Source organism: Demequina zhanjiangensis (assembly GCF_030418315.1).
Classification (GTDB): Bacteria; Actinomycetota; Actinomycetes; order Actinomycetales; family Demequinaceae; genus Demequina; species Demequina zhanjiangensis.
In genome coordinates this window covers 93,515-119,831 of the sequence record NZ_JAUHPV010000004.1, presented here as the reverse complement: position 1 = coordinate 119,831, position 26,317 = coordinate 93,515, and the positions used below count along the sequence as shown (strand labels likewise).

Sequence of the window (26,317 nt, the reverse complement as noted above, 5' to 3'; positions counted from 1 at the left end):
CGAGACCTCAGCGCTGGCGAGCGCCCACCAGGGCGGGCTCAAGGTCCGCCTCGTCGGCGTCATCATGCGCGGCGCCCTCCACCGAGACGTGAGGCGAGATGCGCTCGGCCCAGCCAGGATACGACCAGGTACGCTCGCCGATCAGCGTCATCAGCGCCGGCATGAGAGTCAGGCGGACAGCGAACGCGTCGAGCAGGACCGCCACTCCCAGCGCCACACCGATCGCCGAGACGATCCGGTCACCGCTGAAGGCGAAGGAGGCGAACACCGACACCATGATCAGCGCGGCCGCGGCGATCACCTTGGCCGTGTCGGAACCGCCCACGCGCACCGCGCGGCGGTGGTCGCCCGTCCTGGTCCACTCCTCGTGCATCCGCGACACCAGGAACACCTGGTAGTCCATCGCGAGCCCGAAGACCACGCCCGCCACGAGCACGGGCACCATGTAGATGATCGGCGCTCCGCCGCCCACTCCGAAGATCGAGCTGCCCCAGCCGAACTGGAAGACGGCGACCGCCGCGCCGATGCCCACACCGATGCTGAGCAGGTTCGTCAGCACACCGAGCAGCGGCACCATGAAGCTGCGGAACGCCACCGCGAGCAGCAGGAACCCGAGGACCGAGATCGCGAGCAGGTAGGTCGGCAGGTTGCCGAGCAGGCCCTCCGCGATGTCCATGTTCGCGGCCGTCGTCCCGGTGACGAGGACGTCGATGTCGGCTGCGGCTGCAGCCTCGGGGGCCAGGACGTCGCGGATCTCGTTGACAAGATCCTCCGTCTCCTGCATCTGGGCGCTCGTCGTGGGCGTCACTGCAGCGATCGCCACGTCGCCGAGCATGCCCGCGGGAGCCGCCTGCACCGACGCCACGTCGTCGAGCGCGGGAAGCTCAGCGACCAGCTGGTCGAAGGCGTCGGCAGCACCGCCGCCGGTGATGTCCGCGACGACCACGACCTGCGCGTCGATCCCAGCGCCGAAGGCGGGCGTCATCAGGTCGTAGTAGTCACGCGTCGGCGTGCCCACCGAGTCGGCCGACGCGTCGGCCCGGCTGATGTGCATCTGGGTGAGCGGTGCCGCCACGATGCCCACGAGGAGCAGTGCCGCCACAGCGGCGCGACGCGGTGCCCGCTGGACCGTGGTCACCCACCTGGTCGCGAAGCGCGGCTGGCCCATCGAGGCGACGCCGGACTCGGCCAGCTCGGCCCGCTGACGACGCGACAGCGCCTTCGTGCCGAGCATCGCGAGCAGCGCAGGAAGGAGCGTGATCGCGGCGAGCACGGTGAACAGGACGGTGACGGCCGCGGAGATCGCCATCGCGGTGAGGATGGCCATGCCCAGCAGGAACATGCCGACAAGCGCGATCATCACGGTGATGCCTGCGAACACGACCGATCGGCCGGAGGTGTCGACGGCTTCAGCGATCGAGTCCTCCACAGAGCGCCCGGACGCGAGAGCCTTCCTGAAGCGGTGCGTGAGGAACAACGAGTAGTCGATGCCCACTCCGAGCCCGATCAGGGCGCCCATCGTGATCGCGTCCTCCGAGATGTCGAACAGGTGCGCACCGAGGACCACGACAAGGATCGAGGCGACGACGCCCACCACGCCGGTCAGCAGCGGGAGGAGGGCCGCGCGCTTGGCACGGAACATCGCGTACAGCAGGATCAGGGCGGCGATCAGGCCGATGACCTCGGCTCCGTGCTGGCCACCAGGGTCGGCGGTGAGCGCCGTACCGCCCATCTCGATCTGGAGCGTGTCCGTCTCCGACGCCTCGATCACGTCCCGGACCTGCTCCATGTCGAAGCCGTCGGTCACGGCGACCGTGGCGAAGGCGGTGTCGGTCTCGGCGCTGATCTGCGCGCCCGACGGGTCGTCGTAGGGAGACACGACCGAGGTCACGCCCTCGAGGCCAGCGACCCGGTCGAGCATCGCATCGACCTGCGACACGACCGCAGGGTCGTCGATCGAGGAGCCGTCGGCCTGCCACACGATGTGGCCGGTGGTGCCGCCCACGCCGTCGACGGTCGACAGCATCTCGATGGCTCGGGCCGACTCCGAGTCGGGCATGTCGGGGACGTCGGAGAACGCGGCGCCGGCCGCTCCCGCGGCACCGCCGAGCCCGAAGAGCAGCAGTACCCAGGCGACGACCACGGCAATGCGATGCCTGGCCGTCCAACGGGCGAATCGGGACATGGGGATGGTCCTTTCCTTCGAATGAGGTGTACCTCTCGAAGGTAGGGATCAGCCCCGTCAGCGGTCATCGGCCATGCGCGGTGACCTCACGTACCGCAACCGCGGTACGCGTGTGGGTCACCAGCCGCCGCCACCACCGCCGAAGGACCCGCCGCCGACCGAGCCTCCCGAGAAGCCGGACCCGCCGGAGGAGCCCGGAGTGGGGGCCGTGAGCGCATTCGACGCCAGCGACTCGAACCTCTCGATGCGGTGCGACAGGCCGGCCGAGTACATCCAGAAGGCCCCGTACGCGTAGCCGTGGTACCAGGTGGGTTCAGGCAGCGAGACGCCTCTCGCGGCAAGCTTCTCGAACACCGACACCCACCGCTCGGTGTGCCCGAAGGCGATCGCGTACGGGAGGTACCGCGAGAAGATGTCATGGCCCTCCTCGAAGCGGATCTGGTCCGCCTCCGCGGTGGCGAGGTACAGCTCGAAGCCTCGGGTCTGCGCGAGCACGCGGCTCCCCTCGGCGGTGCGGGCGGGCGCCACCCCGGTGGTCGCGAGCACGACGACGCCCACGATCGCGAGCGGAAGCCCCAGCACCCCGAGCGACACGCTCAGCGCGAGAAGCACCGTGACGCCGACGCCGGCGAGGAGAAGCAGAGCGCCGAGCCCGGCCCACCTGGACCGCGCCTTGTGAGGATCACCCTTGAACCAGCCGCGGACCGTCACCTCGTCGTAGAGCGACTTCTGAACCTTTTCCATGTCCTCCGCGAACGTGGTGCGCAGGTCGTCGAGCGTCACGGCGTCGCGCCCGTCGAACAGCGCGTCGAAGAGCAGCCGCTCGTACGGCGCGAGAGCCCCATCGGCGTCGCGCTGCCTGGTGAGGGTGAAGTCGCCATCCTTGCTGTCCAGGTCGCCCACAGGCTCGATCGACAGATAGCCGCGCACCGCGAGGTCGATCATCGTCGCCGTCACGTCACGCGTGTCAGCCTTCTCGTCGATCAGCGTGCCCAGCAGCCCCGGGCGGAGTCCCGCCGGCGGCTCGAACTGCACGGCGACGGGAGCCTTCCTGTCCCGCGTCCGCACGGGAGCCGTCGCGCCGAGCGTGGGCGCGAGCCCCGGCGTCACCTGGTCGTACTCGACGTCGAGCCCGTTGCGGCGCAGGTACCGGACCACCAGGCCCACGCCGAGCGCGAGCAGCAGCACCGCCGCGCCAACCGTGTACCAGCCCAGGCCCAAGGAACCGACGAACGTCCGACGCTCGACGAGCTCCGGCGTCGTGTCGAAGCTGCCGGGCGGATACGCCACCGCGACGGTGAGGCCCTGATACGGCTCCAGCCGCTCCTGCGTCACCACAGCCGAGGACCCCTCATGCTCGGAGGATCCGCACCGCTGGTCGGAGCCGGCGTCCCCGGCCCAGCACACGAGGTCCAGGACCTCCACGGGGGACTCGATCGTCACCGTGATGTCCGACAGGGGGATCGTCCAGTCGGTGCCGACGACGTTCGTGAACAGCTCGTCCTGCACGATCTGGTCACCCTCGCCGCCGAGCTCGGCCGCGGTGGTGGCGTTCATCACGTGATCCACCGTGAAGGCGAGGACGTAGCGCTGGGTTCCCGAGACGTCGTCCACGTCCTCGTCGCCGATCCTGATGGTGACCGCGCCGCCCGACTCGTCCACATAGGCCTGCGCCGGAGCTCCCGAGGGGCTTCCCACCCTGATGTCGTGCACGTCGAACAGGCGCGTGTGCACTCCGTCGCCGTAGTCCACCTCGGTGGGGAACGTCAGGTAGGGGCCATGCCCGGGGTCATCGCCGAAGTCGAAGTCGAAGTCGATCGTCACCTCGGCCGAGCCGTCGGCCTGGAGATCCCAGACCGCATCCCACCTGGTGACCTGGTTGCCGGTGGTGTCGCTCGCCGCATAGGCGGCGGTGCCGGTCCAGACGAGAGCGAGCATGAGCGCGGCGAGCGCGCGGAGGGTCCCCTTCATGCCCTCCATCATGCCGAAGCCCACGCGCCGCCCCGACAGGAACGACGCGCCTGTGGACGGCTCGCTCCCGGCGGGGGTACGGGGATCAGCCTCGAGCGCGCTCCGCGGAAGGCTCAGTCCCGGGCGCGGCGCAGGCTCATCGCCCGCTCGGCCTCGCGGCGGTCCTGCTTCTCCCGCAGCGTCTGACGCTTGTCGTGGAGCTTCTTGCCTCGCGCCAGACCGATCTCGAGCTTCACACGGCTGCCCTTGAAGTACAGCTTCAGCGGGACGATCGTGTAGCCCTTCTCGCTGGTCTTGCGCATGAGGGTCTCAATCTCGTGCGCGTGCAGCAGGAGCTTGCGCTTGCGACGCACCGCATGATTCGTCCAGGTGCCCTGCACGTACTCGGGGATGTGCAGGTTCTCCGCCCACACCTCGCCGCGGTCCACGTACACGTAGCCCTCGCCGATGGTCGCGCGGCCCATGCGCAGCGACTTCACCTCGGTGCCCATCAGCGCGACGCCAGCCTCGAAGGTGTCGTCGATGAAGTAGTCGTGGTGCGCCGACCGGTTGGTGGCGATCACCTTGACGCCGTCGCCCATCGCTCACCTCCTCGACCTTGCGGGGCAGGACTGCCCCGGCGCGCGGACACGGACCTCTCAGTCTAGGCCAACACGCGTGGACGACGCGACGGCCGCACTTGGCCGACGCCGGCGCAGGCTACGGGATCGGGCCCAGGATCGTCATCGGGTCCACAGTCGAGCCGTTCACGTACACCTCGAAGTGCAGGTGGCACGCGACCGAGGATCCAGTGTTGCCCGAGTAGCCGAGCAGGTCGCCCTGAAGCACCGTCTGACCGGTGCTGACGGCGTAGCGCGTGAGGTGGTTGTAGCTCGAGGCGAGCGTGTCGCCCGCATACGTGCCGTGGTCCAGCATCACCTGGTTGCCGAATCCCGCGCGCCACGACGCCCACAGCACCTTGCCGTCGGCCGCCGCGTAGATCGGGGTGCCGCAGTAGGCGCGGAAGTCGGTGCCCGCGTGAAGACGCCAGTAGTGGTAGATCGGGTGATACCTCATGCCGTAGCTCGAGGTGATGTACGGCACCTTGGTGGGGAAGTTCATCACTCCCCTGCCCACCGGGGTGGCGCTCGCCGCAGCCTCCTCGGCCGCCTTCTTCGCCAGCAGGTCCCGCAGCTCGTTGCGCACCGCCCTCTGCTGCGACTCGAGCCTCTCCTGCTGCGCCAGGTACGACGCTCGCTGCGATTCGAGGTACGCCTGGAGCTCGCGCTGCTCCGCGAGCGCGTCCTCGACCTCGGCCTTCTTCTCCTCAGCCACCTGCCTGGCGGCCTCGGTCTCCGCGACGAGCCTGTCCGCCTCGAGCTTGAGGCGCTCGATCTCCTCGCGCACGGCCTCCTGGCGCGTCTCGCGGTTGCGGTTCACCGCAGCGATCTGCTCCATCTCGGCGAGCGCGTTCGCCTGGACGCGCGCGGCGGCGTCACGCGCCGCATAGTCCTCGACGAACTCGTCCGACGACTGCGCGCCGAACACGACGCCCAGGCTCGTGAGCTCCTCACCCGTGTAGCTGTCGCGCGCGATGATCGCGATGGCGTCGCGGATCGACCCGATCCGGTCGTTGTCCTTCGCGATCTGCTCGGTGAGCGCCTCATCCTGCGCCTGTGCCGCCTCGAGCTTGTCGGCGACGATCTGCTGCTCGAGCACGGCGGAGTCGTAGCGTTCCTGCGCGAGGTCCAGCTCCTCCCGGAGGCCGGGCAGCCGGTCCTCGAGCGCCTGCAGCTTGCGGTTGGCCTCGACGATCGCCGCATCGGTGTCCTCGAGCTGGCTCTCAAGATCGTCCAGGTCCTGCTTGGTCTGGGCCTGCTCCTTGCGCGCGTCCGCGATCTCGTCGTCATAGGACGACGAGGCGACACCCACCTGGCCCGACGCAGCGGCGGAGCCCACGAGCAGCCCGGCTCCGATCGACGCCGCGAGGAGCGTGGCGACGACGGAGGCAAGGCGACGGGAAGGGGTCCTCATGCGCGCGTGTACCTCCCCAGGGTCAACAGCGACGCGAACGCCGCGAGCCCGAATGCGATGACGATGAGCCACGGCGCGATCGCCAGGACATCGTCTCCACTGACATAGTCCACCCATCCGACGGACGAGCTCAACCAGTCCTGCACCAGATACTGCACCCCGAACCACAGCCCGAGCGCGGCGAGCAGGGCTCCCGCGGTCGCGGCGACGGCGCCTTCCAGCATGAACGGCAGCTGGATGAGGGTGCGTGACGAGCCGACCATGCGCATGATCGTCGTCTCACGCTTGCGGCTCAACGCGCTCAGGCGGACGGTCGTCGTGATGAGCAGCACCGCGGTGAGCAGCATGACCGCCGCGAGGCCCGCTGCGACGAGCGTCGCCGCGTTCAGGAACGCGAACAGCTGGTCGAAGATCTCGCGCTGGTCCTGCACCTCCTCCACGCCCGGCAGACCCTGCGTCGCGTCGGCGACGACCTGGAACTGCGACGGGTCGGTCAGCTTGACCCGGAAGCTCGCCTGCATGTCGTCGGCCGTGAGGTACTGCGCCAGCGAGGAGTCGGCACGCGCTTCGAAGTTCTCGTACGCCTCCTCCTTCGACTCGTACTCGACGGACTCGACGAGCGCCGCCACCGAGCCGTTCTCGAGCACGTCGAGGATCGCCTGCTCCTGGGCCGGCGTCGCCTCGCCCTGGGCGCACTGCTCCTCCACGGACTGCACCGGGCACAGGAAGACCGAGACCTCGACCTGGCCGTACCAGTCGTCCTGAAGCTGGCCGATCTGCGTCTGGATGAGCGCCGCCGCACCCACGAAAGTGAGCGACACGAACGTGACGAGCACGACGGACAGCGCCATCGTCGAGTTGCGGCGAAGGCCGTTGAAGACCTCCCCGAAGATGAACCGGAGCCTCATGCCCGCTCCAGCCCGTACACGCCGCGGTCCTGGTCACGCACCAGGTGGCCGCCCTTGAGCTCGATGACGCGCTTGCGCATCTGGTCCACGATCTCGTCGTCGTGGGTGGCCATCAGCACCGTGGTGCCGGTGCGGTTGATGCGGTCGAGCAGGCGCATGATGCCGACGGACGTGCCCGGGTCCAGGTTTCCGGTCGGCTCGTCGCACAGCAGGATCGGCGGACGGTTCACGAACGCGCGCGCGATGGCCACGCGCTGCTGCTCACCACCGGACAGCTCGTGCGGCATGCGCCGCTCCTTGCCGGCCAGGCCGACGAGCTCGAGCATCTCCGGCACCGTCGAGTCGATCTCACGGCGACCCTTGCCGATCACCTGGAGCGCGAAGGACACGTTCTGATAGACGGTCTTGTTCGGCAGCAGGCGGAAGTCCTGGAACACGGCGCCGATCTCGCGGCGCAGGTGCGGCACGCGCCAGGCGGAGAGCTTGTTCAGGTGACGGCCGGCGACATACACGTCTCCCCCGGTGGGGCGCTCCTCGCGCAGGATCAGCTTGAGGAAGGTCGACTTCCCCGATCCTGAGGAGCCCACGAGGAACACGAAGTCACCGCGCTCGATCTCGATGTCGATTCCATCGAGCGCGGGTCGTGCACCTCGCGAGTACACCTTGCTGACGTTCTCTAGCCGTATCACACTGCCATCCGGGCACGGGGGGACGGACCCATGCCTTCTGCACGCATGGTAAGTAGCCGCATCGTGACTCGCGGGGAGGCCACGCCGCCAGCGAGTGTCCGATGGATCACACTGCCCGGAGTGTCCGGTTCGGGGCTGCTTCAGAACCCAGCTCCGACACTTTGAACCAATCTCGCCCGCGACACCCCGCGGACACGCCGCCGCAGACCGCGACGCGCCGGCGCGTCGCCTTGGCGTTGGTTCAAAGTGTCGGAGAGCTCTCGGTCAGCGCTGGCGCGCGAGCCTGCCGCGCGGGCCTGCCGGGGCGCGCCCCTGGAAGCAGCGCGCGGACCGCCGAGTCAGCAGCGCACGGCCCGCCGAGCCTGCCGCGCGGGTCCGCACGGGCCGCCGAGTCAACAGCGCGCGGCAGCCCTCGCGGGCTGCCCGGGGTCAGTCCTGCTGCGTCTGCTGGGCGCGGCGCCAGCGGATGCCGGCGTCGATGAACCCGTCCAGGTCGCCGTCGAACACGGTCTGCGGGTTGCCGACCTCGTGGCCGGTGCGCAGGTCCTTGACCAGCTGCTGGCCATAGAGGAAGTAGGAGCGCATCTGGTCGCCCCAGCTCGCCTTGATGTCGCCGGCGAGCTCCTTCTTCTGCGCTGCCTCCTCCTCCTTCTTGAGGAGCAGCAGGCGCGACTGGAGCACGCGCATGGCGGCGGCGCGGTTCTGGATCTGCGACTTCTCGTCCTGCATCGAGACGACGATGCCGGTGGGGAGGTGGGTGATGCGCACGGCGGAGTCGGTGGTGTTGACCGACTGACCGCCGGGGCCGGACGAGCGGAACACGTCGACCTTGATGTCGGCTTCGGGCACGTCGATGTGGTCGGTCGACTCGATCTGCGGGATCACCTCGACGGCCGCGAACGAGGTCTGGCGCTTGTCCGCGGAGCCGAAGGGGCTGATGCGCGCGAGGCGGTGTGTGCCGGCCTCGACGGACAGCGTGCCGAACGCGTACGGCGCGTTGAGCTCGAAGGTCGCGGACTTGATGCCGGCGCCCTCGGCGTACGAGGTGTCGAGCACCTTCGTCTGGTAGCCGTGACGCTCGGCCCAGCGCAGGTACATGCGCAGCAGCATCTCGGCGAAGTCGGTGGCGTCGTCGCCGCCGGCGCCGGAGCGGATGGTGACGACGGCGTTGCGCTCGTCCCATTCGCCGTTCATGAGGGTGCGGACCTCCATGGCGGACAGGTCCTTCTTGAGCTTCTCGAGCTCCTGCTCGGCCTCGGCGAGCGTCTCCTCGTCCTCGGCCTCCTCGCCCATCTCGATGAGCACCTCGAGGTCGTCGATGCGGCGGCCGAAGCCGGTGACGCGGGCCAGCTCGGAGTTCGCGGCGCTGAGGGCGCTCGTGACGGCCTGCGCGTTCTCCTGGTCGTCCCAGAGGTCCGGGGCTGCCGCCTGGGTCTCGAGCTCTGCGATCCTCGCCTTCAGCGACGCCGGGTCGAGCACCGCCTCGATCTGCTCGAAGGTGTTGCGCAGCGCTGCGATCTCGACAGGGAATTCAATAGCCACGGTGCTCAAGTCTAGTGGTCCTGCGCGCGGCGCCGCTGCGGACGCGGGAAGGCCCCGACTCCCCTTGTGAGGGAGCCGGGGCCTTCCGGTGCGGGCCGGGTGTGTCCAGGTCCGACTCGCCTGATGCCGCTACTTGGCGGACTTCTTCGCTGCGGCCTTCTTGGCGGGCGCGGCGGGAGCCTTGTCCGACGCGGCCTTGGCCTTGCGGGAGGCGACGACCTCGTCGAACGAGGTGCCGTAGTACGCGGCCTCCATCATGATCTTCATGTCCTCGAGGATCGGCAGGCGCGGGTTGGCCGGCGCGCACTGGTCCGCGTAGGCGTTCATCGCGAGCGTGTCGAGCGAGGCCATGAACTCGGCCTCGTCGACGCCGACCTCCTGGAACGAGCCCTCGACGCCGCACTTGGCGCGCAGCTCGGCGACCGCGTTGGCGTAGGACTCGATGCCCTCCTCCGGCGTGGAGGCCGGCAGACCGAGGTGCTTGGCGATCTCCTGGTAGCGCTGCGGCGCGACGTAGGACTCGGCCTTGGGCCACGAGGTGGGCTTGGTCGGGACCTTGCCGTTGTAGCGGATCACGTGGGGCAGGTAGATGGAGTTGGTGCGGCCGTGCGCGACGTGGAAGGTCGAGCCGGTCACGTGCGACATGGCGTGCACCAGGCCGAGGAACGCGTTGGCGAAGGCCATACCGGCGATCGTCGCGGCATTGTGCATCTTCTCGCGGGCCTTGACGGCCTCGCCGCCCTCCTGCACCGAGGTCTCGAGGTGCTCGAAGACCATCTTGATGGCCTGCAGGCACAGGCCGTCGGTGTAGTCGTTCGCGTACACGGAGACGTAGGCCTCGGTGGCGTGGGTGAGGGCGTCCAGACCGGAGTCCGCGGCCACGCGGGCCGGGAGGTTCCTGGTGAGGACCGGGTCCACGATCGCGACGGTCGGCGTGAGCGCGTAGTCGGCGAGCGGGTACTTGCGGCCGTTCTCCGGGTCGGAGATCACCGCGAACGGCGTCACCTCGGAGCCGGTGCCCGACGTGGTGGGGATGCAGACCAGCTTGGCCAGCTCGCCCAGCTTCGGGAACTGGAAGGCGCGCTTGCGGACGTCGAAGAACTTCTCCTTGAGGTCGGCGAAGTCGATGTCCGGGTGCTCGTACAGGAGCCACATGACCTTCGCGGCGTCCATGGGCGAGCCACCGCCGACGGCGATGATCGTGTCGGGCTGGAAGGCACGCATGGTCTCGGTGCCCTTGCGGACGGTGGAGACGCTCGGCTCGGGCTCGACGTTGTCGATGATCTGCACGGAGACGGGGTTCTCGCGACGCTGCAGCATGTCGAGGACCTTGTCCACGATGCCGATCTGCGTCATGGTCGCGTCGGTGACGATCGTGACGCGGTTCACGCCGTTCATGTCCATGAGGTACTGGATGGCGTTGGGCTCGAAGTAGGTCTTCGCCGGCACCTTGAACCACTGCATGTTGTTGTTCCTCCGGGCGATGCGCTTCACGTTGATCAGGTTGACCGCGGTGACGTTCGCGGAGACCGAGTTGCGACCGTAGGAGCCGCATCCCAGGGTGAGCGACGGCATGAGGGCGTTGTAGATGTCGCCGATGCCACCGTGCGAGGAGGGCGAGTTGACGAGTATGCGGCTGGCCTTGCAGATCTTGCCGAAGTCCTTGATGAGCTCGTCGTCCTGCGCGTGGATGGCGGCCGAGTGGCCGAGGCCGTTGAACTCGACCATGCGCTTGGCGTAGTCGAGGCCCTGCTCGGTGGACTCCGCCTTGAGGACGGCGAGGACCGGGGCCAGCTTCTCGCGGGTGAGGGGCTCGCTCTCGCCGACGGTGGACACCTCGGCCATGATGATCGAGGTCTCCTCCGGGACGGTGAAGCCTGCCTGCTCGGCGATCCACTGCGGGGTCTTGCCAACCACGTTGGGGTTGAGCTTGGCGCCGGCGCAGTTCTCACCGTTGGCCTGGACGCCGAAGATGAACTCCTCGAGCATCGTCTTCTCGGCGGGGGTGGCCATGTAGGCGTGGAGGCGCTTGAAGAGGCTGATCGACTCGTCGTAGATGTCGGCGTCGAGGATGACTGCCTGCTCGGAGGCGCACACCATGCCGTTGTCGAACGCCTTGGAGATGACCAGGTCGTTGATGGAGCGGTCCAGGTTGGCCGACTTGTGGACGTAGGCGGGGACGTTGCCCGCGCCGACGCCGAGTGCGGGCTTGCCGCAGCTGTAGGCCGCCTTGACCATGGCGTTTCCGCCGGTCGCGAGGATGAGGGCGACGCCGTCGTGGTTCATCAGGGCGCCGGTGGCCTCGATGGACGGGGTCTCGACCCACTGGATGCAGAACTCGGGGGCGCCGGCGGCGATCGCGGCGTCGCGCACGATCTTGGCGGCGGCGACGGACGACTTCTGTGCGCTCGGGTGGAACGCGAAGATGATCGGGTTGCGGGTCTTCAGCGCGATGAGCGACTTGAAGATCGCGGTCGAGGTGGGGTTGGTGACCGGGGTGACTCCGGCGACCACGCCGACGGGCTCGGCGATCTCGATGATGCCCTTGATCGGGTCCTCGTTGATGATGCCAACGGTCTTCATGGGCGCCATCGAGTGGGTGACGTGCTTGCAGGCGAAGATGTTCTTGACGGCCTTGTCCTCGAACACGCCGCGGCCGGTCTCCTCGACTGCGAGGACCGCGAGCTCACCGTGCTGGTTGAGCGCGGCGACCGAGGCCTTCTTCACGAGAAGGTCGACGTCGTCCTGGGTGAAGGTCGCGTACTGCTGCAGGGCGACCTGCGCGTTCGCGACGAGCTTGTCGATGGATGCCGCAACGTCGACCGCCTGGGCGGGAGCTTCGGCCTTCTGGTCCGGGGCTGTGGTTGTCATCTTTCACTCTCTCCTCTACCGGGTTCCCCCATCGGGTCCCGACACTTAGAAGTGTAAGGGGGATCAACGCGGTCTGCTCGGTGCCAAGGTCCCGGGGACCATGGGCCTAAATACCAGGCCTTTTGCATCCCCTAGGGGGTATTTTTCCAGCGCATTCACACGGTTCCGAAGCCTGTTGGACAGGTGTCGCTCAAGGGGCGACAGCCGACCGTCCTGCCCGGTTCGACGCACATCGCTGCGCGTCGGCGTATACCCTCGGGGGTATAGAAGAGTGGCCAGATCCCAGGAGAACCCCATGACCGCAGCCCCCGCCGACGCACCCGCGGCACCGCAGTCCCCCACCGGCCCAGGCCTTCAGCACCTCCCGGTGGGCATCTTCGCCTCCGTCATGGGCATCGGCGGACTGGCACTCGCATGGCAGGGCGCCGCGCACCGCTGGGACCTTCCGGCCGCGACCGGAGAGACGCTCGCCTGGGTCGCGCTCGGAGCGCTCGCCCTGGCCACTGTCGCCTACGCAGCGAAGGCGATCCTTCACCCCGCCGCCGTGCGCGCCGAGGCCACCCACCCGGTCAAGGCGGCCTTCATCGCCACGGTCCCTATCGGCGCGCTCGTGACCGCGACGGCGCTGCTCGAGGTCCAGGAGGGCCTCTCCTTCGGGCTGTGGGCAGTCGGCGCGACGCTGCAGGCGGCGGTCACGCTGTACGTCATGCACCGCTGGATCGCCGACGCGACCATCACCCAGACGCACATCCACCCCGCCTGGTTCATCCCCGTGGTCGGCAACCTGGTCGTGCCGCTCGCGGGCGTCGAGCACGCCGACGCGGATCTGAGCTGGCTCTTCTTCGGCGTCGGCATCGTCTACTGGCTGGGATTGCTGCCCGTGGTCCTGGCGCGCCTCTTCACCGCCGGCGTCATCCCGCCGCGTCTCGCACCGACGCTCGCGATCCTCGTCGCTCCCCCGGCGGTCGCGAGCCTCGCGTGGGTGCGCCTGGGCGGCTCCTGGGACGACCCTGCAGCCCGCATCCTGCTGGGCGTCACCCTGTTCCAGGTGTGCCTCCTCCTGGTGCAGAGCCGCTCGCTCCGGAAGGCCCCCTGGGCGGTCTCCGCGTGGGCGTACACCTTCCCCCTGGCCGCCGCGTCGCGCGCCTTCCTTCAGACGGCCGACGGTGCGGCCTGGTGGGAGTGGGTCGGCGCCGTATCGCTGGCTGCGGCCACCATGCTCGTGGCGGCCATGGCGGTGCGCACGATCATCGCCGCCCGACGCGGCGAGCTCACCAGCCCCGAGCCCACGCCTCCCGGCCCGGCCGCCTGATCCTCGGGCGGAGCGTCGGCCCGTCCCGCTGAAGCCGAGCGGGCCCAGACGCACTGATGCCCTGACCGCTCAGGGCCAGGGCATCAGCGAAGGCGAACTGTCAGCCCGTGAACAGCGCCGCGGCGCGGATCGCGGTCATGCTGACGCCGTAGACGAGGCCGGAGACGACCAGCGCCCACAGCACATAGGCGAGCGGGTTGGACCCGCTGGTGGAACTGCTCTTGTCAGCCATGGCTCAGGACTCCTTCCCCGCGGCCGCGAATGCGGGCGCGTCGCTGTCTGCGGTGTGGTGGAGCTCGTGGTCAGGCACCGCGTCGTCGGCCTCGTGCCACTTCTGGCTGACCGGACGCACCAGGAGGTTGGCGACGAAGCCGACCAGGAGGATGCCGACCATCACGAGCATCGAGGGGCGGTAGAGGTCGGCGCCGCTGAGCCCCTGGCCCTCGAGCAGGTCGAGCAGGCCGTTGATGATGAGCGGGCCCGCCACACCGGCGGCCGACCATGCGGTGAGCAGCCGACCGTGGATGGCACCTACCTCGAACTCGCCGAACACGTCCTTGAGGTAGGCCGGGATCGTGGCGAAGCCTCCGCCGTAGAACGAGATGATCAGCACCACGAGCAGCACGAACAGCACCAGGTTCGCCGGGCCGAAGAGCGCGACGGAGGTGTAGGCGACGGCGCCGACGCCCAGGTACATGATGTACGTGGCCTTGCGCCCGATCACGTCGGAGAAGCTCGACCAGCCGATGCGGCCGCCCATGTTGGCCAGGGACAGCAGCCCGACGAATCCTGCGGCGGCCGCCGCGGACACGGCCGGGAAGTAGTCCTCGATCATCGGCTTGGCGTTCTCGAGGATGCCGATGCCGGCGGTGACGTTCGTGAACAGCACGAGCCACAGCATCCAGAACGGGAACGTCTTGATCGCGTTCTTCGCGCTCACCTGGCCGCCGCTCGACACCTTCGAGACGTGCTCGGACGGCACCCACCCCTCAGGGACGTAGCCCTTGGGAGGCACGCGGACGACGGCGGCGCCCAGCAGCATCAGGCATCCGTACATGGCACCCAGGGTGAGGAAGGTCGGAACCAGCGAGTCGGCCTCGGTCGCGGAGTAGGAGCTGAGCATGTACTGGGTGAGCGGGGCTGCGAGCATCGCGCCGCCACCGAAGCCCATGATCGCCAGGCCCGTGGCCAGGCCGGGACGGTCCGGGAACCACTTGATCAGCGTCGACACGGGCGAGATGTAGCCGAGCCCGAGGCCGATGCCTCCGATGAAGCCGTAGCCCAGGTAGACGACCCAGAGCTGATCCATCGAGACGCCCAGCGCGGCGATCGCGAAGCCGCTCGACCAGGCCGCCGCGGAGATCACCATGGTCTTGCGCGGGCCGTTGCGCTCCATCCAGCGGCCGCCGAACGCGGCGGAGAGGCCGAGCATCACGATCGAGATCGAGAAGATGATCCCGACCTGCGTGTGCGAGGCGTCGAAGCGGTCTCGGAGCGCGTCCTTGAGGACGGAGTAGGCGTACACCTGGCCGATGCTCAGGTGGACGGCGAGCGCTGCCGGGGGCACGAGCCAGCGGTTGTAGCCGGGCGGGGCGACGGTGCGTTCGCGGTCAAGGATGGACATCGTTGTTCTCCCTTCGGGAGCAACGCGCCGCGAACGGGGGACGCTCGAGCATCGTTGCTCCGCTGAGCCCCATATTCCTGGTTCCGGGAGTGAGAACGCAGGGACCTTGGTCCGGATTCTGGCCCCTCGACGCCACAGTCGAAGGAGACACCGCGTGTCGCAGGCCGAAATCCCTTGACAACGCTGCATCAGGTGTGAAATATCAGCGTTTCCCGTACCAATTCGTGGGCGCCACGCTCACACGGCGGGAGACAGGGCGTTCGCTCGCCGGGGGGCGGCGGCGCAGCAACAGATGAAGGGGGCTTCTGATGCGACAGGGCATGCTCGCCGAATGGCGCGACGTGATCGCGGTGCACCACGAGGAGCGGCGCGAGCGGCGCGAGGACCGACGCTGGGAGCGCGGCTTCGAGCAGCGCTCGTGGATGATTCAGGCCGACGACCGCTTCGCCTTCAACCCCGAGCGCGACTTCCGCGAGTTCGACCGCTGGATCCGGCAGCAGAAGCGCACGCACGGACGCGAGCACTTCCGGCGCCTCCGCGACGAGCTGAAGGCGGATGGCGCGTGGGACCCGCGATGGAGCGACCGCAGCGTCTGAAGCCGCCGAAGCCTGAAAGCAGTCCGCCCCGGCCTGCGGGAAGGGGAGGGAGCAGGCCGGGGCGTACAGAGGGTGGTGGGGGTCAGCCGGTGACGACCTCGCCGCCCCACGCGCCGATGCCGCCCTCGAGGCCGATCAGCGCGGCGAAGCCTGCGCCCTGCATGGTCTCGATCGCTGCGCGTGAGCGGTTGCCCGAGCGGCAGTACACGGCGTAGTCGGCGTCGGGGTCGAGCTGCGCGATCTCGTCCGCGAACGTCGCGGCGCTCACGTCGATGTTGACCGCGCCAGGCAGGTGGCCCTCGGCGAACTCGGCAGGCGTGCGGACGTCGATGATCGTGACGCCGTCCACCTCGGTGGCGGCGGCGAACATCGAGGAGTCGACGTGCGACGCGTCGAAGACGACGTCGGCGGGCTCCACCACGGCAGCGTCGTCGGACGAGCAGGCGGTGAGCGCGGGAACGGCCAGGGTCAGCAGGGCGCCGGCGAAGGCGGCGCGGACGATGTGCTTCTTCATGACGGAAACTATACCCCAGGGGGTATATGTTGCGTCAACCGTCCGCGCCGCCGCGCACGCTACGGCGCGACGCGCACGAGCTTCTTGTTGACGAACTCGTCGGCCGCGAGCAGGCCCATCTCACGCGAGGTGCCGGACCGCTTCACGCCGCCGAACGGAAGCTCGGGGCTGTCCGCCAGGACGCAGTTGACGTAGACCATGCCCGCGTCGATTCCGTTCGCCATACGGTCGGCCTGCTCCGGGTCGGTCGTGTACACGTACGAGCCGAGGCCGTAGCCGGTGTCGTTCGCGAGCTCGAGGGCCTCTTCCTCCGACGACACCTTGTACAGCGTCGACGCGGGGCCGAAGAGCTCCTCCTTGTAGACGTCCATGTCCTTCGTGACGTCGGCCAGGACCGTCGGCGAGTAGAAGGCGCCCGTGCGCACGCCGCCCGTCACCAGCGTCGCCCCCTGCTCCACCGCGCGGTCCACCTGCGCCTGGAGGCGCTCCGCGGCGAGCAGAGAGGACAGCGGGCCGATGTCCGACCCCTCGGCGAACGGGTCGCCGGCGACGGTGCCCGCGACGGCCGCGGTGAACTTCTCCGCGAACTCCTCGTACAGCGAGTCGATGATGATGAAGCGCTTGGGGGCGTTGCAGGACTGACCGGAGTTGTCCATGCGCGCCTCGAGCGCTCCGGCGACCACGGCGTCCATGTCGTCGGTGGACATCACGATGAACGGGTCCGAGCCTCCCAGCTCGAGCGCGACCTTCTTGAGGTGCTTGCCCGCGAGCGCAGCGACGGCCGAGCCCGCACGCTCCGAGCCGGTGACGGAGACGCCCTGGACGCGCGGGTCGGCGATGAAGTCCGCAGCCTGCTCGTTCGTGGCGTACACGTTCACGTAGGCGCCCTCGGGGAAGCCGGCGTCCAGGTACATCTGCTCGATCGCGGCGGCGGACTCGGGGCACTGCGGCGCGTGCTTGAGGATGATCGTGTTGCCCACCGCAATGTTCGGCGCGGCGAAGCGAGCGACCTGGTAGTAGGGGAAGTTCCACGGCATGATGCCGAGCAGCACGCCGATCGGGGCGCGACGCACCACGGCGGTGCCCTCGCCCAGGATGTCGAGCGGGGTGTCGCCGGTGATCTTGTCGATCTGGTCGGCGTAGTACTCGGTGATGTCTGCCGCGAAGTCCACCTCGCCGTAGGCGTGGGACAGCGGCTTGCCCATCTCGCGCACGATGATCGCGGCGAGCTCGTCGCGGCGCTCACGGTGGAGCTCCGCGACCTTGCGGATCAGTGCGGCGCGCTCGGCGGGCGTCGAGTTGCGGGACCAGCCGCGGTAGGCGCCCTCGGCCTTGGCGAGCGCCTCCTCCACCTCGGCGTCGGTCATGGTCGGGTACGTGGCGAGCGTCTCCCCGGTGGCGGGGTTGACGACGGCGTAGGCGGTCATGCTTCTCCTCTTTTGGTGGTGGTGCTGCGGTCAGCTGACCGGGATCAGCGTGTACTTCGTGGACAGGTACTCGTGGATGCCTTCGAGGCCGCCTTCGCGACCCAGGCCCGAGAGCTTGACGCCGCCGAACGGCGCAGCCGCGTTGGAGACGACGCCTGCGTTGAGGCCCATCATCCCCGTGTCGAGCCGGTCGATCATGCGGTGGCCGCGGGCCAGGTCCTCGGTGAAGACGTAGGACACGAGCCCGTAGTCGGTGGCGTTAGCGAGCGCGACAGCCTCGTCCTCGGCCTCGAACGTCGCGATGGCGAGCACGGGGCCGAAGATCTCCTCGCGGAGAATCTCGCTGCCTGCCTTCACGTCGGTCAGGACGGTGGGCGCGAGGAAGCTGCCGGGGCCGTCGATCGCGGCGCCGCCGGTGGTGACCGTCGCGCCGCGGTCCACGGCGTCGGCCACGAGGGCGAGCGAGGACTCGACGGCGCGGTCGTCGATGAGCGGGCCGATGGTGACGCCGTCCTCGGTGCCGCGGCCGATGCGCATCGCGGTGACGCGCTCGGTGACCTTCGCGGCGAACTCGTCGGCGACGTCCTTGTGGACGATGAAGCGGTTGGCGGCGGTGCAGGCCTGGCCGATGTTGCGGAACTTGGCCATGAGGGCACCCTCGACGGCCTTGTCCAGGTCGGCGTCCTCGAAGACGACGAACGGCGCGTTGCCGCCCAGCTCCATGGAGACGCGGAGGACGCGGTCGGCGGCCTGACGGATGAGCCCCTGGCCCACCTCGGTGGAGCCGGTGAAGGACAGCTTCTTGAGGCGCGGGTCTGCGAGCAGGGGCTCGGTGACGCCGCGCGAGCTGGTGGTCGTGATGACGTTGACCACGCCCGCGGGGACGCCGGCCTCCTCGAGGATGCCCACCATCGCGAGCGTGGTGAGCGGGGTCAGGGCTGCGGGCTTGACCACGACGGTGCAGCCGGCGGCGAGCGCCGGCGCGATCTTGCGGGTCGCCATCGCGAGCGGGAAGTTCCACGGGGTGATGAGGTAGCTGGGGCCGACGGGGCGCTGGGAGACGACCATGCGGCCGGTGCCCTCGGGGTTGAGCCCGTAGCGGCCGGAGATGCGGACGGCCTCCTCGGAGAACCAGCGGAGGAACTCGCCGCCGTAGGCGACCTCCCCCCTGGCCTCGGCCAGCGGCTTGCCCATCTCGAGCGTCATGAGCAGCGCGAGCTCCTCCTTGCGCTCCTGCACCAGGTCGAACGCCTTGCGGAGGATCTCGGCGCGGACTCGGGGCGCGGTGGCGGCCCACTCGTCCTGAGCGGCGGCAGCGGCGTCGAGCGCGCGGACGCCGTCCTCGGGGCTCGCGTCGGCCACGGAGGTGAGCACGTCACCGGTGGCCGGGTCGCGAACCTCGAACGTCGCTCCGGTGGAGGAGGCGACCCACTCGCCGCCGAGGAACAGGCCGGTGGGGACGGCGTCCAGGACTGCCTTCTCGGTGGCGCTCATGCCTGCACCTCCGCGAGGGCCTTGCCGACGACGGTGAGGCCTTCGACGAGCAGCTCGTCGGAGATGGACAGCGGCGGCAGGAAGCGGAGCACGTTGCCGTAGGTGCCGCACGTGAGCACGATGACGCCCTGAGCGATGGCCGCCTTGGCGACAGCGCCGGCGACGGCGGGGGCGGGCTCTCCGGTGGTCGGCTCGACGAGCTCGATGGCCATCATGGCGCCGAGCCCGCGAACCTCGCCGACGCGGGGGTCGCTGGACTGGAGCGCTTCGAGGCGGTCGCGCATGAGGGCGCCGAGTGCGGCAGCCCGCGCGGAGAGGTTCTCGGTCTCGAAGACCTCGATGGTCGCGAGCGCGGCGGCGCAGGCGACGGGGTTGCCGCCGTAGGTGCCGCCGAGGCCGCCGGGGTGGGCGGAGTCCATGATCTCGGCGCGGCCGGTGACGGCCGCGAGGGGCATGCCGCCGGCGATGCCCTTGGCGGTGGTGACCAGGTCGGGCATGAAGCCGAAATGCTCGGAGGCGAACATCGTGCCGGTGCGGGCGAATCCGCTCTGGACCTCGTCGGCGATGACGACGATGCCCTTCTCGTTGGCCCATGCCTGGATGGTGGGCAGGAAGCCGTCGGCCGGGACGATGAAGCCGCCTTCGCCCTGGATCGGCTCGATGATGACGGCGGCCAGCTGGTCGCCTCCCACCTGCTTCTCCAGCACCGAGATGGCGCGGGCGGCGGCGGCCTTGCCGCTCAGCCCGTCGCGGTAGGGGTACGACATCGGGGCGCGGTAGACCTCGGGGGCGAAGGGACCGAAGCCGGTCTTGTAGGGCATCGCCTTGGCCGTGAGCGTCATCGTGAGCGTGGTGCGGCCGTGGTACGCGTGGTCGAACGCGGCGACGGCCGAGCGGCCGGTGTGGTGGCGGGCGATCTTGATCGCGTTCTCGACGGCCTCGGCGCCCGAGTTGAACAGCGCGGTGCGCTTCTCGAAGTCGCCGGGCGTGAGGCTGTTGAGCGCCTCGGCGACGGCCACGTAGCCCTCGTACGGGGACACCATGAAGCAGGTGTGGGTGAACTGCGCAACCTGGTCCTGGACCGCCTTGACGACGGCAGGGTGGGCGTTGCCCACGGAGGTCACGGCGATGCCGGAGCCGAGGTCGATCAGCGAGTTGCCGTCGGCATCGACGACGACGCCACCACCGGCGGCGACCGCCGCGATCGGGGCGGTGTGGCCGACGCCGCGGGGCACCGCCTGCGCCTTCCGGTCGAGCAGCTCCTGCGAGCGGGGACCGGGGATGGACGTGACGAGTCGGCGCTCCTGCGCCAGGGCCGGCCCACCGAGGGGGACGGCGGATGCCTCAAGGGTGCTCATAGCGGCGAGCCTAGGCATGGGTTGCGGGAGACTCATTCGCCACGGCGTACAAAGTGGTGCGCATCTCTGTACACGGTGGCAGACTGCGTCCATGGAACCCGCCGGGCCCACCATCAGGGCGCTGCTCGCGCGACGCGGACTCGACCTGCGGCTCGCCAGCGATCCCGCCGACCTGCCCGCCGATGCGCTCGACCGCGAGATCCGGTGGGTCCACAGCACCGACCTCCTGGACCCCACGCCGTTTCTTTCCGAAGGGCTCGTGCTCCTCACCACGGGCACGCAGTTCGCGGACGCCGCCTCCGACGACGAGTACGACGCCTACGTGGACCGACTGCGGCGCCGCGGGGTGCTGGGGCTGGGCTTCGGCACCGAGGTGGTGCGCGACGGCATCCCCGCTCCCCTGGCGCAGGCCTGCCGAACCCACGGCATCCCGCTGTGGGAGGTGCCGTACAAGACTCCGTTCATCGCGGTGGCACGTGCGAACGCGGAGGCCGTGGCGGCCGCCGCCTACGCCCGCCGCACGTGGGCGCTCGACGCGCAGCGCGCCATCGCGCTGGCCGCGCTGAGCCGTCGCGGCACCGACGCGGTGATCGCGGAACTGTCGCGACGCCTGGGCGTCTGGGTAGGCGTGGTCGACGCTGGGGGCAGGTTCCTCCACGAGCACCCCGCCGGCGGCCTCGGGGCCGACGCCGCCGAGCGGGTGCGGGTCGAGGCCGTGGGCCTCACCGCCCGCCGGGTCGCGGCGGGCGGCTCGTTCACCGTCGGGGACACTCCCGTGACGCTGCAGACCCTCGGGCACGGCGGCGGCCAGGGCGTGCTCGCCGTCGCGATGATGCTGGACGAGCACGAACGCTCCGTCGTCACCACTGCCGCGGCCATCGCGGGTGCGGCGGGCGAGCGCCGGGCCGACCTGGAGCACGGACGTGAGGTGCTTCGGGCAGGGCTCCTGGCAGCGATCGAGCGCGATGACGGCGACCTTGCCCGAGACGTCGCCGACGCAGCCGGCATCTACCTGCCGTCCCCGCCGGTCGCCGTTGCCATCGCCCCGCATCCCACTCCCCGCCTTCTGACGGCGCTCACGCAACAGCCCACGCTGTTCGTCGTGCTCTGGACGACCGAGGCGATCGTGCTCGGCCCGGCGGACGGCGCCGCGATCGCGCTGGCCGCCGTCGACGAGCCGGTCGGGATGTCAGTCGCTCACTCCTGGGAGGAGTACGGCGATGCGCTCGCGCGGGCGCGGATCGCGCTCACCCGCGGCCACACCGGGCTCGTCCGCTTCGAGGACACGGCGCGGCTGGGGATGCTCGCGGCGCTCGGCGACGAGGAGGCGCGCCAGCTGGGCGCGCGCACTCTCGAGCCGCTCGCGGACCACGACCGCGCTCACGGCACAGAGCTGATGGCGACGCTCACCGCTTGGGTCTCGGCGGAGTGCGCGCACGACGCCGCGGCCCGGGCGCTCGGCGTGCACAGGCACACGGTGCGGACCCGGATCGAGCAGGCGCAGCGGCTGCTCGGGCTCGATCTGAGCACGGTCGCGGGCCGCGCACTGGCGTGGGCGGCGCTGACGGCCTCGGGCCGGCTTGAATCGTAGGGGCGCGCCTCAGGCGGGCTTGCCCACCTGTCGCTAATCAGCCCCCATCGGTGAACACGCGTCGAGGGCCGGCGGGGCCCGGTGCGGTGCGGCCTGCGCCGCTGGCGCACCCGCCCCTCGCACGGCACCCGCGAGCTCCTGCCACCCGAGCGGGCAAGTTACCGGCGAACCCGGAACCCGTCGAGCCCGTGCCCAGGTGTGCAGCCACGAGATGCGCTCGCCTCGCATGCGCGTACTTCCGTTGCCACTGAACGGTCGGGCTTGACCAAGCCCGGAACCGCCTGGGGCTAGCCGCTATCGAGTGGCCGGAGGGGTCTGGATGGCGTAACGAGTTATGTTGCTACTTCAAGTTTGGGGGCGCGCACAGCGCGCCCCGTGCTTCGCGCGGGCTGCCCGGCCAACCTCCGCACGCCCTACCAAGACTCTGTCTTGAACAACCGACCCGATTCACCTTCATCGTGGAGAGTAACGATCACTTCGCCGTCCGAGAGCCGGTCCGCTGAAGCGGCGCTACCCCGCGGAACCTCGAAGTCAAGTAGCGAGACTATGGGCTGGAATCCGAGCTCCGAGTACTCGCGGAAGACCGCGAGCAGTTTCTGGCGCTTGCGCGACTCCAACTGCTCGAACGCTCCATCGTGATAGACGAAACGCGGGAACGGGGCATCGCCATACGCCCTCAGAAGCGCAAGATCGAAAGCAATGCACATCGTCTTCTTGTAGGTGAGGCCCTCGCCGCCAGCTGTTGCCGTTCCACTGTCGTCGATGAAGTCGGCCACGAAATCGATTCCTCCCGACGCATTGAGGTGCATCGCGAGCAGCGCTCGTTGCCCAAGCACTTCGTTGACAATGTCTCCGAAATACCGCCTAAGCAAGCCGAATCGCCCCTCGTCATCGCTGCTGACCGCGACGATTTCAGTCTCCGTCTCCGACTTGAGCCGGTTGAAGTCCTCTTCCTTCTCGCGCAGTTCCTGCTTGAGGTCAAGTAGCCGATCGGCGGCCACCCGGCGGGCCTCAAGAGCCTGAAGTTCGGCCTTGAGATCAGTCAGCTCGAGCGAGACGTCACGGTACTTCTCAAGCGAGTCTGACTCGCGCAGAACCCCCAGAACGTCACGGCGAATTCGATCCAGTTCCTCAAGTCGCGCATCCGTGGCCTCCTGCTCCTCCAGGACCTCTGCGTACTGCGCCGCCAAGTAGCCTCTACGCTCTTCGGAAATCTCACGGTTGAACGCGATGAGGCTCTCGAACGTGTGCTTCACCTGGTCCCCGAAAGCGATGCCAGCTTCAGCAAACAGCCCCTCGGCTTCGCTTGGCCGGAATACGATCTGGTCCTCAGCCAGCGACTCCTCGAGCCGAACCGCCAGCTGCCTAAGTCTGTACGAGTCCTCATTGAGCCTGGCGATCTCTTGCTCGGTCTCGTCGACCAGCACCCTGACTCGCTCGACATCGTCGCCGTGGAAGGAGAACGCCTCGACCGCGGTCTCCTTCTCCTTCACCTCACGTCGCTTGTTGGCGATAAGGCCGCTAAGCACCGAGGAGTCAACCTCGACGCCGCCCCACTCCGCCTTGAGCGTCTTGATCCGCTCTCGGTACTGCTCCACGTCATCACGAGTTTGATAGAGGGCCATAGCGCGCTCACCGTCCATGCCAATCAGCTGCGCAACGAACGGCTTCCATTCCAGGTGCTTGCCGGAGTTCTTGTCCAGCTGGAACACATCGCCGTAGTCACTCTGGCTGCGAATCAGGTATCCAATCACCTGCCGCAGACCCCATGGCTTGAGCACGTCGAAGCTCAACAATCCGTCGACAATCAACTTCGCCCGCGCGAGCGTGAGATTGGTGTGCTCCCACACGACCGATTCGTCGCCTTCACCATCGATGGGCACATCTGAGATCGCAAGATCGACACGGGTGCCAGGGTCTACCGCTCGTCTAATCGTAAGAAAGCGGCCGTCCGGGAGCATGACCTCCAAGAAGAACACAAACTCACGAAATATATCTCCGTTGGCGAAGAGGAAGAACCTTTTCGATTTGCCCTTCAACAGGCAGAAGTCCAGGAGTGCCCCGACCGTGCTCTTGCCGAGATTGTGGGTGTCAAGATCCATATTTTCTGGCTTGCGAATCTCCGCGAGCACCGCAGAAAACCCGTCATTGAATCTGACCTCTTCGAAGATTTCGGGACGGTTCGAGTACAGTCGTTCTAACTTCACTATTTATCCACCCGTGTATTCGAAGCAATCCACCGTCGGCCGGTATTCAACTATTCCAAGGAGGAAAAGAAGGCTGACCGCGGGCGTGAACAAATAGTCCACGTCTCGCACCTCGCGACCCGCAACACGCTTGACGTCGTCGTACTTCATGACGCGCTCGCGGCGGAGCGCGCGGAGAATCACGGTCGACGCCGCCATTACTGTCGCGTCGGGGTGCGAGTGCTTATTCGGCAATAGCATCCGGCACCCGCCCGATATCGCAGTTCCAGTACATGTAGAAGACCAGAGCGCGCGTGAGCCTCCGCTCCCGCCCGAGGACAGTGTCTCGAGAGAAGAGCAAGCCCACGAGGTAATTAAAGAGCCTGTCGAAAGACTCGAAGTCACTTCGATGAGCAATGATCTTGAGTTGAAAGTCCTCCACGGCAGCCTCATATCGCCGCAGGACATCAACATTTCCAGGTGCAGCCAGGAATCGCTGGATTTCAATCGTGAGGTCAAGGTAGTTCCTGGCGAGCTGGGAACTAAACTCACTCGACATACCGTTCGCAGCGTCCTTCTGCGCAAGTGAGACCCTGTCAACGACTGGTGCATCCGTGAGGAGATCGTCAGCACCAAGCGCCTTGGAAACCGCAAGAATTATCTCCGCGAGATCCTGGCTCGGAACGTTCAGCGGCACATCTGGCATCTCCAGATGGGCCTGTCGAACAAGGCCTGGAAACTTCTCGAGCATCGAATCAAGGAACTCGATGCCGGCGACGAATATGCGCTCAGTCGGGATGCCAACCTCACGTGCTATCCGGTCCCTGATGTCAGTGGCAGCGATCGCTCCAGCGCGCCTATTTGTAATGAGAAGATAGTTGTCGAGCTCACCGGACTTCACGAGCGCCTTTACACGCTCGATCTCCACTGAGATCAACGACGTCTCTCCGGCACCGCTGAAATCGCTGTCTGAAATGTGAGTGTTAAACCCGCTCGTGTGCTTGGCCTGCCCGATTGTGCAGCCCACCCAGGGGCTGGCGGCGCTCGGGAATCTCTCGGCGGTACCCGTGAACCGCGCATCTCGCCCACCATCGGGGCCTGGCGAGAACTCTTCGACAGCCAGCCCGAACAACTCCCGCATCAGTGCAACCACGAGACGTTCAAACTTGCTGTCGTCCAAGTCGTGGAACGGGTAGCGCATGGAAGAACCCTAGCTCTCGGCGACCGCTGCCCAAAGCGGCTCGCCACGGCGGGCGCCGCTTCCAGGCGACGGGGGTGGAGGCGACCGGTGCGGCGACGTCGGTCCGCTCGGCTAGAGGCTCTACTTCCACTTGATCATTGCGTGGCCATTTGAGCCCGAGAGAGGGCGACACCGCCATGAGGGTGTATTCACGAGTTGCTTCCTTGGTCGTCACCCTGGCTCCGGACGCAGTGCTGCACGTCTAGCCAAGAAGGCAACTCGTCGATCAACCCTCCGGTGCGGTCTCACTCCGGACACGCCCCTAGAACGCGCACACGCAGTTTGATGTCTCGGTTGCCGCGAAGTAGACCGCCCTATGTGGACCTGGGATGCGATAGGTGGGCACGCGTTGAGGGTTGGGACCAATCGAGTTCTGCATGAGGACCGCGGTTGCCGTGCGTTGCCACTCCATGGTCCAGACATCGACGCCGCCGAGGAACACAGGGTCACCTTCTACGCAGCGGGTGCGGAACTGCAACTCGGGAACGACGATCATGAAGGCAGGGTTGCACAGTGACTGCATCCCGCTGAGCTGCGCCACGCAATCATCATGTCGAGAGCATCCGGTGCCCAGCAGGCGACCCACCCGTGTGCCCGTGTGTACGCGACCGGGCGGATTGGCGCCTAACCAGCATGCCCGCCCCTCCCTTGTCCATGGGAAGCCGTGAAGCGCTACTCGACTACGTGCATAGACGGGCCGTGAGCTCGGCGACGGTCGATCTCCTGCTTCGATTTGAGTGCCAGGTAGCCATTGGAACCGACACCGACGACGCTCGCGCAGGTCAGCAGCGCCAGC

Annotated in this window: 21 protein-coding genes; 3 read left to right on the top strand and 18 right to left on the bottom strand. The window is 68.2% G+C overall.

Features of this window, described 5'->3' with window-relative positions; genetic code table 11:
* Positions 1 to 7: 7 nt before the first annotated feature.
* From QQX04_RS07820 to adhE, 8 genes are all read right to left on the bottom strand, one after another.
* Positions 8 to 2,185, bottom strand: a complete 2,178-nt coding sequence (locus QQX04_RS07820) for an MMPL family transporter (protein ID WP_301127904.1) — start codon at positions 2,183 to 2,185, stop codon at positions 8 to 10.
* 117 nt (positions 2,186 to 2,302) lie between these two features.
* On the bottom strand, positions 2,303 to 4,156 hold the full coding sequence (locus QQX04_RS07815; RefSeq protein WP_301127903.1) for a DUF2207 domain-containing protein: 1,854 nt from the start codon (positions 4,154 to 4,156) through the stop codon (positions 2,303 to 2,305).
* A gap of 113 nt (positions 4,157 to 4,269) precedes the next feature.
* On the bottom strand, positions 4,270 to 4,737 hold the full coding sequence (gene smpB / locus QQX04_RS07810) for an SsrA-binding protein SmpB (RefSeq protein ID WP_301127901.1): 468 nt from the start codon (positions 4,735 to 4,737) through the stop codon (positions 4,270 to 4,272).
* A gap of 118 nt (positions 4,738 to 4,855) precedes the next feature.
* Positions 4,856 to 6,169 (bottom strand): M23 family metallopeptidase, encoded by a 1,314-nt coding sequence (locus QQX04_RS07805; protein ID WP_301127899.1) that lies wholly within the window; start codon positions 6,167 to 6,169, stop codon positions 4,856 to 4,858.
* Positions 6,166 to 7,077, bottom strand: a complete 912-nt coding sequence (ftsX, locus tag QQX04_RS07800) for a permease-like cell division protein FtsX (protein WP_301127897.1) — start codon at positions 7,075 to 7,077, stop codon at positions 6,166 to 6,168. The genes QQX04_RS07805 and ftsX overlap by 4 nt, the downstream gene beginning before the upstream one ends.
* Positions 7,074 to 7,766 (bottom strand): cell division ATP-binding protein FtsE, encoded by a 693-nt coding sequence (gene ftsE / locus QQX04_RS07795; protein ID WP_301127895.1) that lies wholly within the window; start codon positions 7,764 to 7,766, stop codon positions 7,074 to 7,076. Before ftsE ends, ftsX begins: the two co-directional genes overlap by 4 nt.
* Positions 7,767 to 8,195: 429 nt before the next feature.
* Positions 8,196 to 9,308: a peptide chain release factor 2 gene (gene prfB / locus QQX04_RS07790; protein WP_301127893.1), complete on the bottom strand. Its 1,113-nt coding sequence runs from the start codon at positions 9,306 to 9,308 to the stop codon at positions 8,196 to 8,198.
* Positions 9,309 to 9,437: 129 nt separating this feature from the next.
* A complete protein-coding gene (gene adhE / locus QQX04_RS07785; RefSeq protein WP_301127891.1) occupies positions 9,438 to 12,179 on the bottom strand; it encodes a bifunctional acetaldehyde-CoA/alcohol dehydrogenase in 2,742 nt (913 codons plus the stop codon).
* A 295-nt stretch (positions 12,180 to 12,474) separates the two neighbouring features.
* Here adhE and QQX04_RS07780 point away from each other — a divergent pair, with 295 nt between their 5' ends.
* A complete protein-coding gene (locus tag QQX04_RS07780) occupies positions 12,475 to 13,491 on the top strand; it encodes an SLAC1 anion channel family protein (protein ID WP_301127890.1) in 1,017 nt (338 codons plus the stop codon).
* 100 nt (positions 13,492 to 13,591) lie between these two features.
* On the opposite strand, the gene QQX04_RS07775 is transcribed toward QQX04_RS07780, so the two are convergent.
* Together QQX04_RS07775 and QQX04_RS07770 are read right to left on the bottom strand one after the other, a co-directional pair.
* Positions 13,592 to 13,723 (bottom strand): MFS transporter small subunit, encoded by a 132-nt coding sequence (locus tag QQX04_RS07775; protein ID WP_301127888.1) that lies wholly within the window; start codon positions 13,721 to 13,723, stop codon positions 13,592 to 13,594.
* A gap of 3 nt (positions 13,724 to 13,726) precedes the next feature.
* Positions 13,727 to 15,115: an L-lactate MFS transporter gene (locus QQX04_RS07770; RefSeq protein WP_301127886.1), complete on the bottom strand. Its 1,389-nt coding sequence runs from the start codon at positions 15,113 to 15,115 to the stop codon at positions 13,727 to 13,729.
* 308 nt (positions 15,116 to 15,423) lie between these two features.
* Between QQX04_RS07770 and QQX04_RS07765 the strand changes: the two genes are divergently transcribed.
* Complete coding sequence (locus QQX04_RS07765; protein WP_301127884.1) at positions 15,424 to 15,711, top strand: hypothetical protein; 288 nt, start codon at positions 15,424 to 15,426, stop codon at positions 15,709 to 15,711.
* Between the two features lie 82 nt (positions 15,712 to 15,793).
* Here the strand turns inward: QQX04_RS07765 and QQX04_RS07760 are convergent, their stop codons facing one another.
* Genes QQX04_RS07760 through gabT form a run of 4 tightly spaced genes read right to left on the bottom strand, consistent with a single transcriptional unit; the run spans position 15,794 to position 20,504 of the window.
* On the bottom strand, positions 15,794 to 16,225 hold the full coding sequence (locus QQX04_RS07760) for a rhodanese-like domain-containing protein (protein ID WP_301127882.1): 432 nt from the start codon (positions 16,223 to 16,225) through the stop codon (positions 15,794 to 15,796).
* A 59-nt stretch (positions 16,226 to 16,284) separates the two neighbouring features.
* The gene (locus QQX04_RS07755; protein ID WP_301127880.1) at positions 16,285 to 17,652 is read right to left on the bottom strand and encodes an NAD-dependent succinate-semialdehyde dehydrogenase; all 1,368 of its coding nucleotides are present in this window, start codon (positions 17,650 to 17,652) and stop codon (positions 16,285 to 16,287) included.
* A gap of 30 nt (positions 17,653 to 17,682) precedes the next feature.
* Positions 17,683 to 19,146, bottom strand: a complete 1,464-nt coding sequence (locus QQX04_RS07750; protein WP_301127878.1) for an NAD-dependent succinate-semialdehyde dehydrogenase — start codon at positions 19,144 to 19,146, stop codon at positions 17,683 to 17,685.
* Entirely contained in the window at positions 19,143 to 20,504 is a 1,362-nt protein-coding gene (gene gabT / locus QQX04_RS07745; protein WP_301127876.1) for a 4-aminobutyrate--2-oxoglutarate transaminase, read from the bottom strand. The genes QQX04_RS07750 and gabT overlap by 4 nt, the downstream gene beginning before the upstream one ends.
* Before the next feature lie 91 nt (positions 20,505 to 20,595).
* On the opposite strand from gabT, the gene QQX04_RS07740 reads away from it, so the two are divergent.
* The gene (locus QQX04_RS07740; protein ID WP_301127874.1) at positions 20,596 to 22,095 is read left to right on the top strand and encodes a PucR family transcriptional regulator; all 1,500 of its coding nucleotides are present in this window, start codon (positions 20,596 to 20,598) and stop codon (positions 22,093 to 22,095) included.
* Between the two features lie 413 nt (positions 22,096 to 22,508).
* Here QQX04_RS07740 and QQX04_RS07735 read toward each other — a convergent pair whose 3' ends face one another.
* The 4 genes from QQX04_RS07735 to QQX04_RS07725 form a co-directional block, all read right to left on the bottom strand.
* Positions 22,509 to 24,302 carry a DUF2326 domain-containing protein gene (locus QQX04_RS07735; RefSeq protein WP_301127873.1) on the bottom strand — a complete coding sequence of 598 codons (1,794 nt, stop codon included), beginning with the start codon at positions 24,300 to 24,302 and terminating at the stop codon, positions 22,509 to 22,511.
* Between the two features lie 3 nt (positions 24,303 to 24,305).
* A complete protein-coding gene (locus tag QQX04_RS14645) occupies positions 24,306 to 24,452 on the bottom strand; it encodes an ABC-three component system middle component 8 (protein ID WP_367312951.1) in 147 nt (48 codons plus the stop codon).
* A 73-nt stretch (positions 24,453 to 24,525) separates the two neighbouring features.
* Positions 24,526 to 25,482, bottom strand: a complete 957-nt coding sequence (locus QQX04_RS07730) for an ABC-three component system protein (RefSeq protein WP_301127872.1) — start codon at positions 25,480 to 25,482, stop codon at positions 24,526 to 24,528.
* 301 nt (positions 25,483 to 25,783) lie between these two features.
* Positions 25,784 to 26,062 (bottom strand): hypothetical protein, encoded by a 279-nt coding sequence (locus QQX04_RS07725; protein ID WP_301127870.1) that lies wholly within the window; start codon positions 26,060 to 26,062, stop codon positions 25,784 to 25,786.
* Positions 26,063 to 26,317 lie beyond the last annotated feature (255 nt).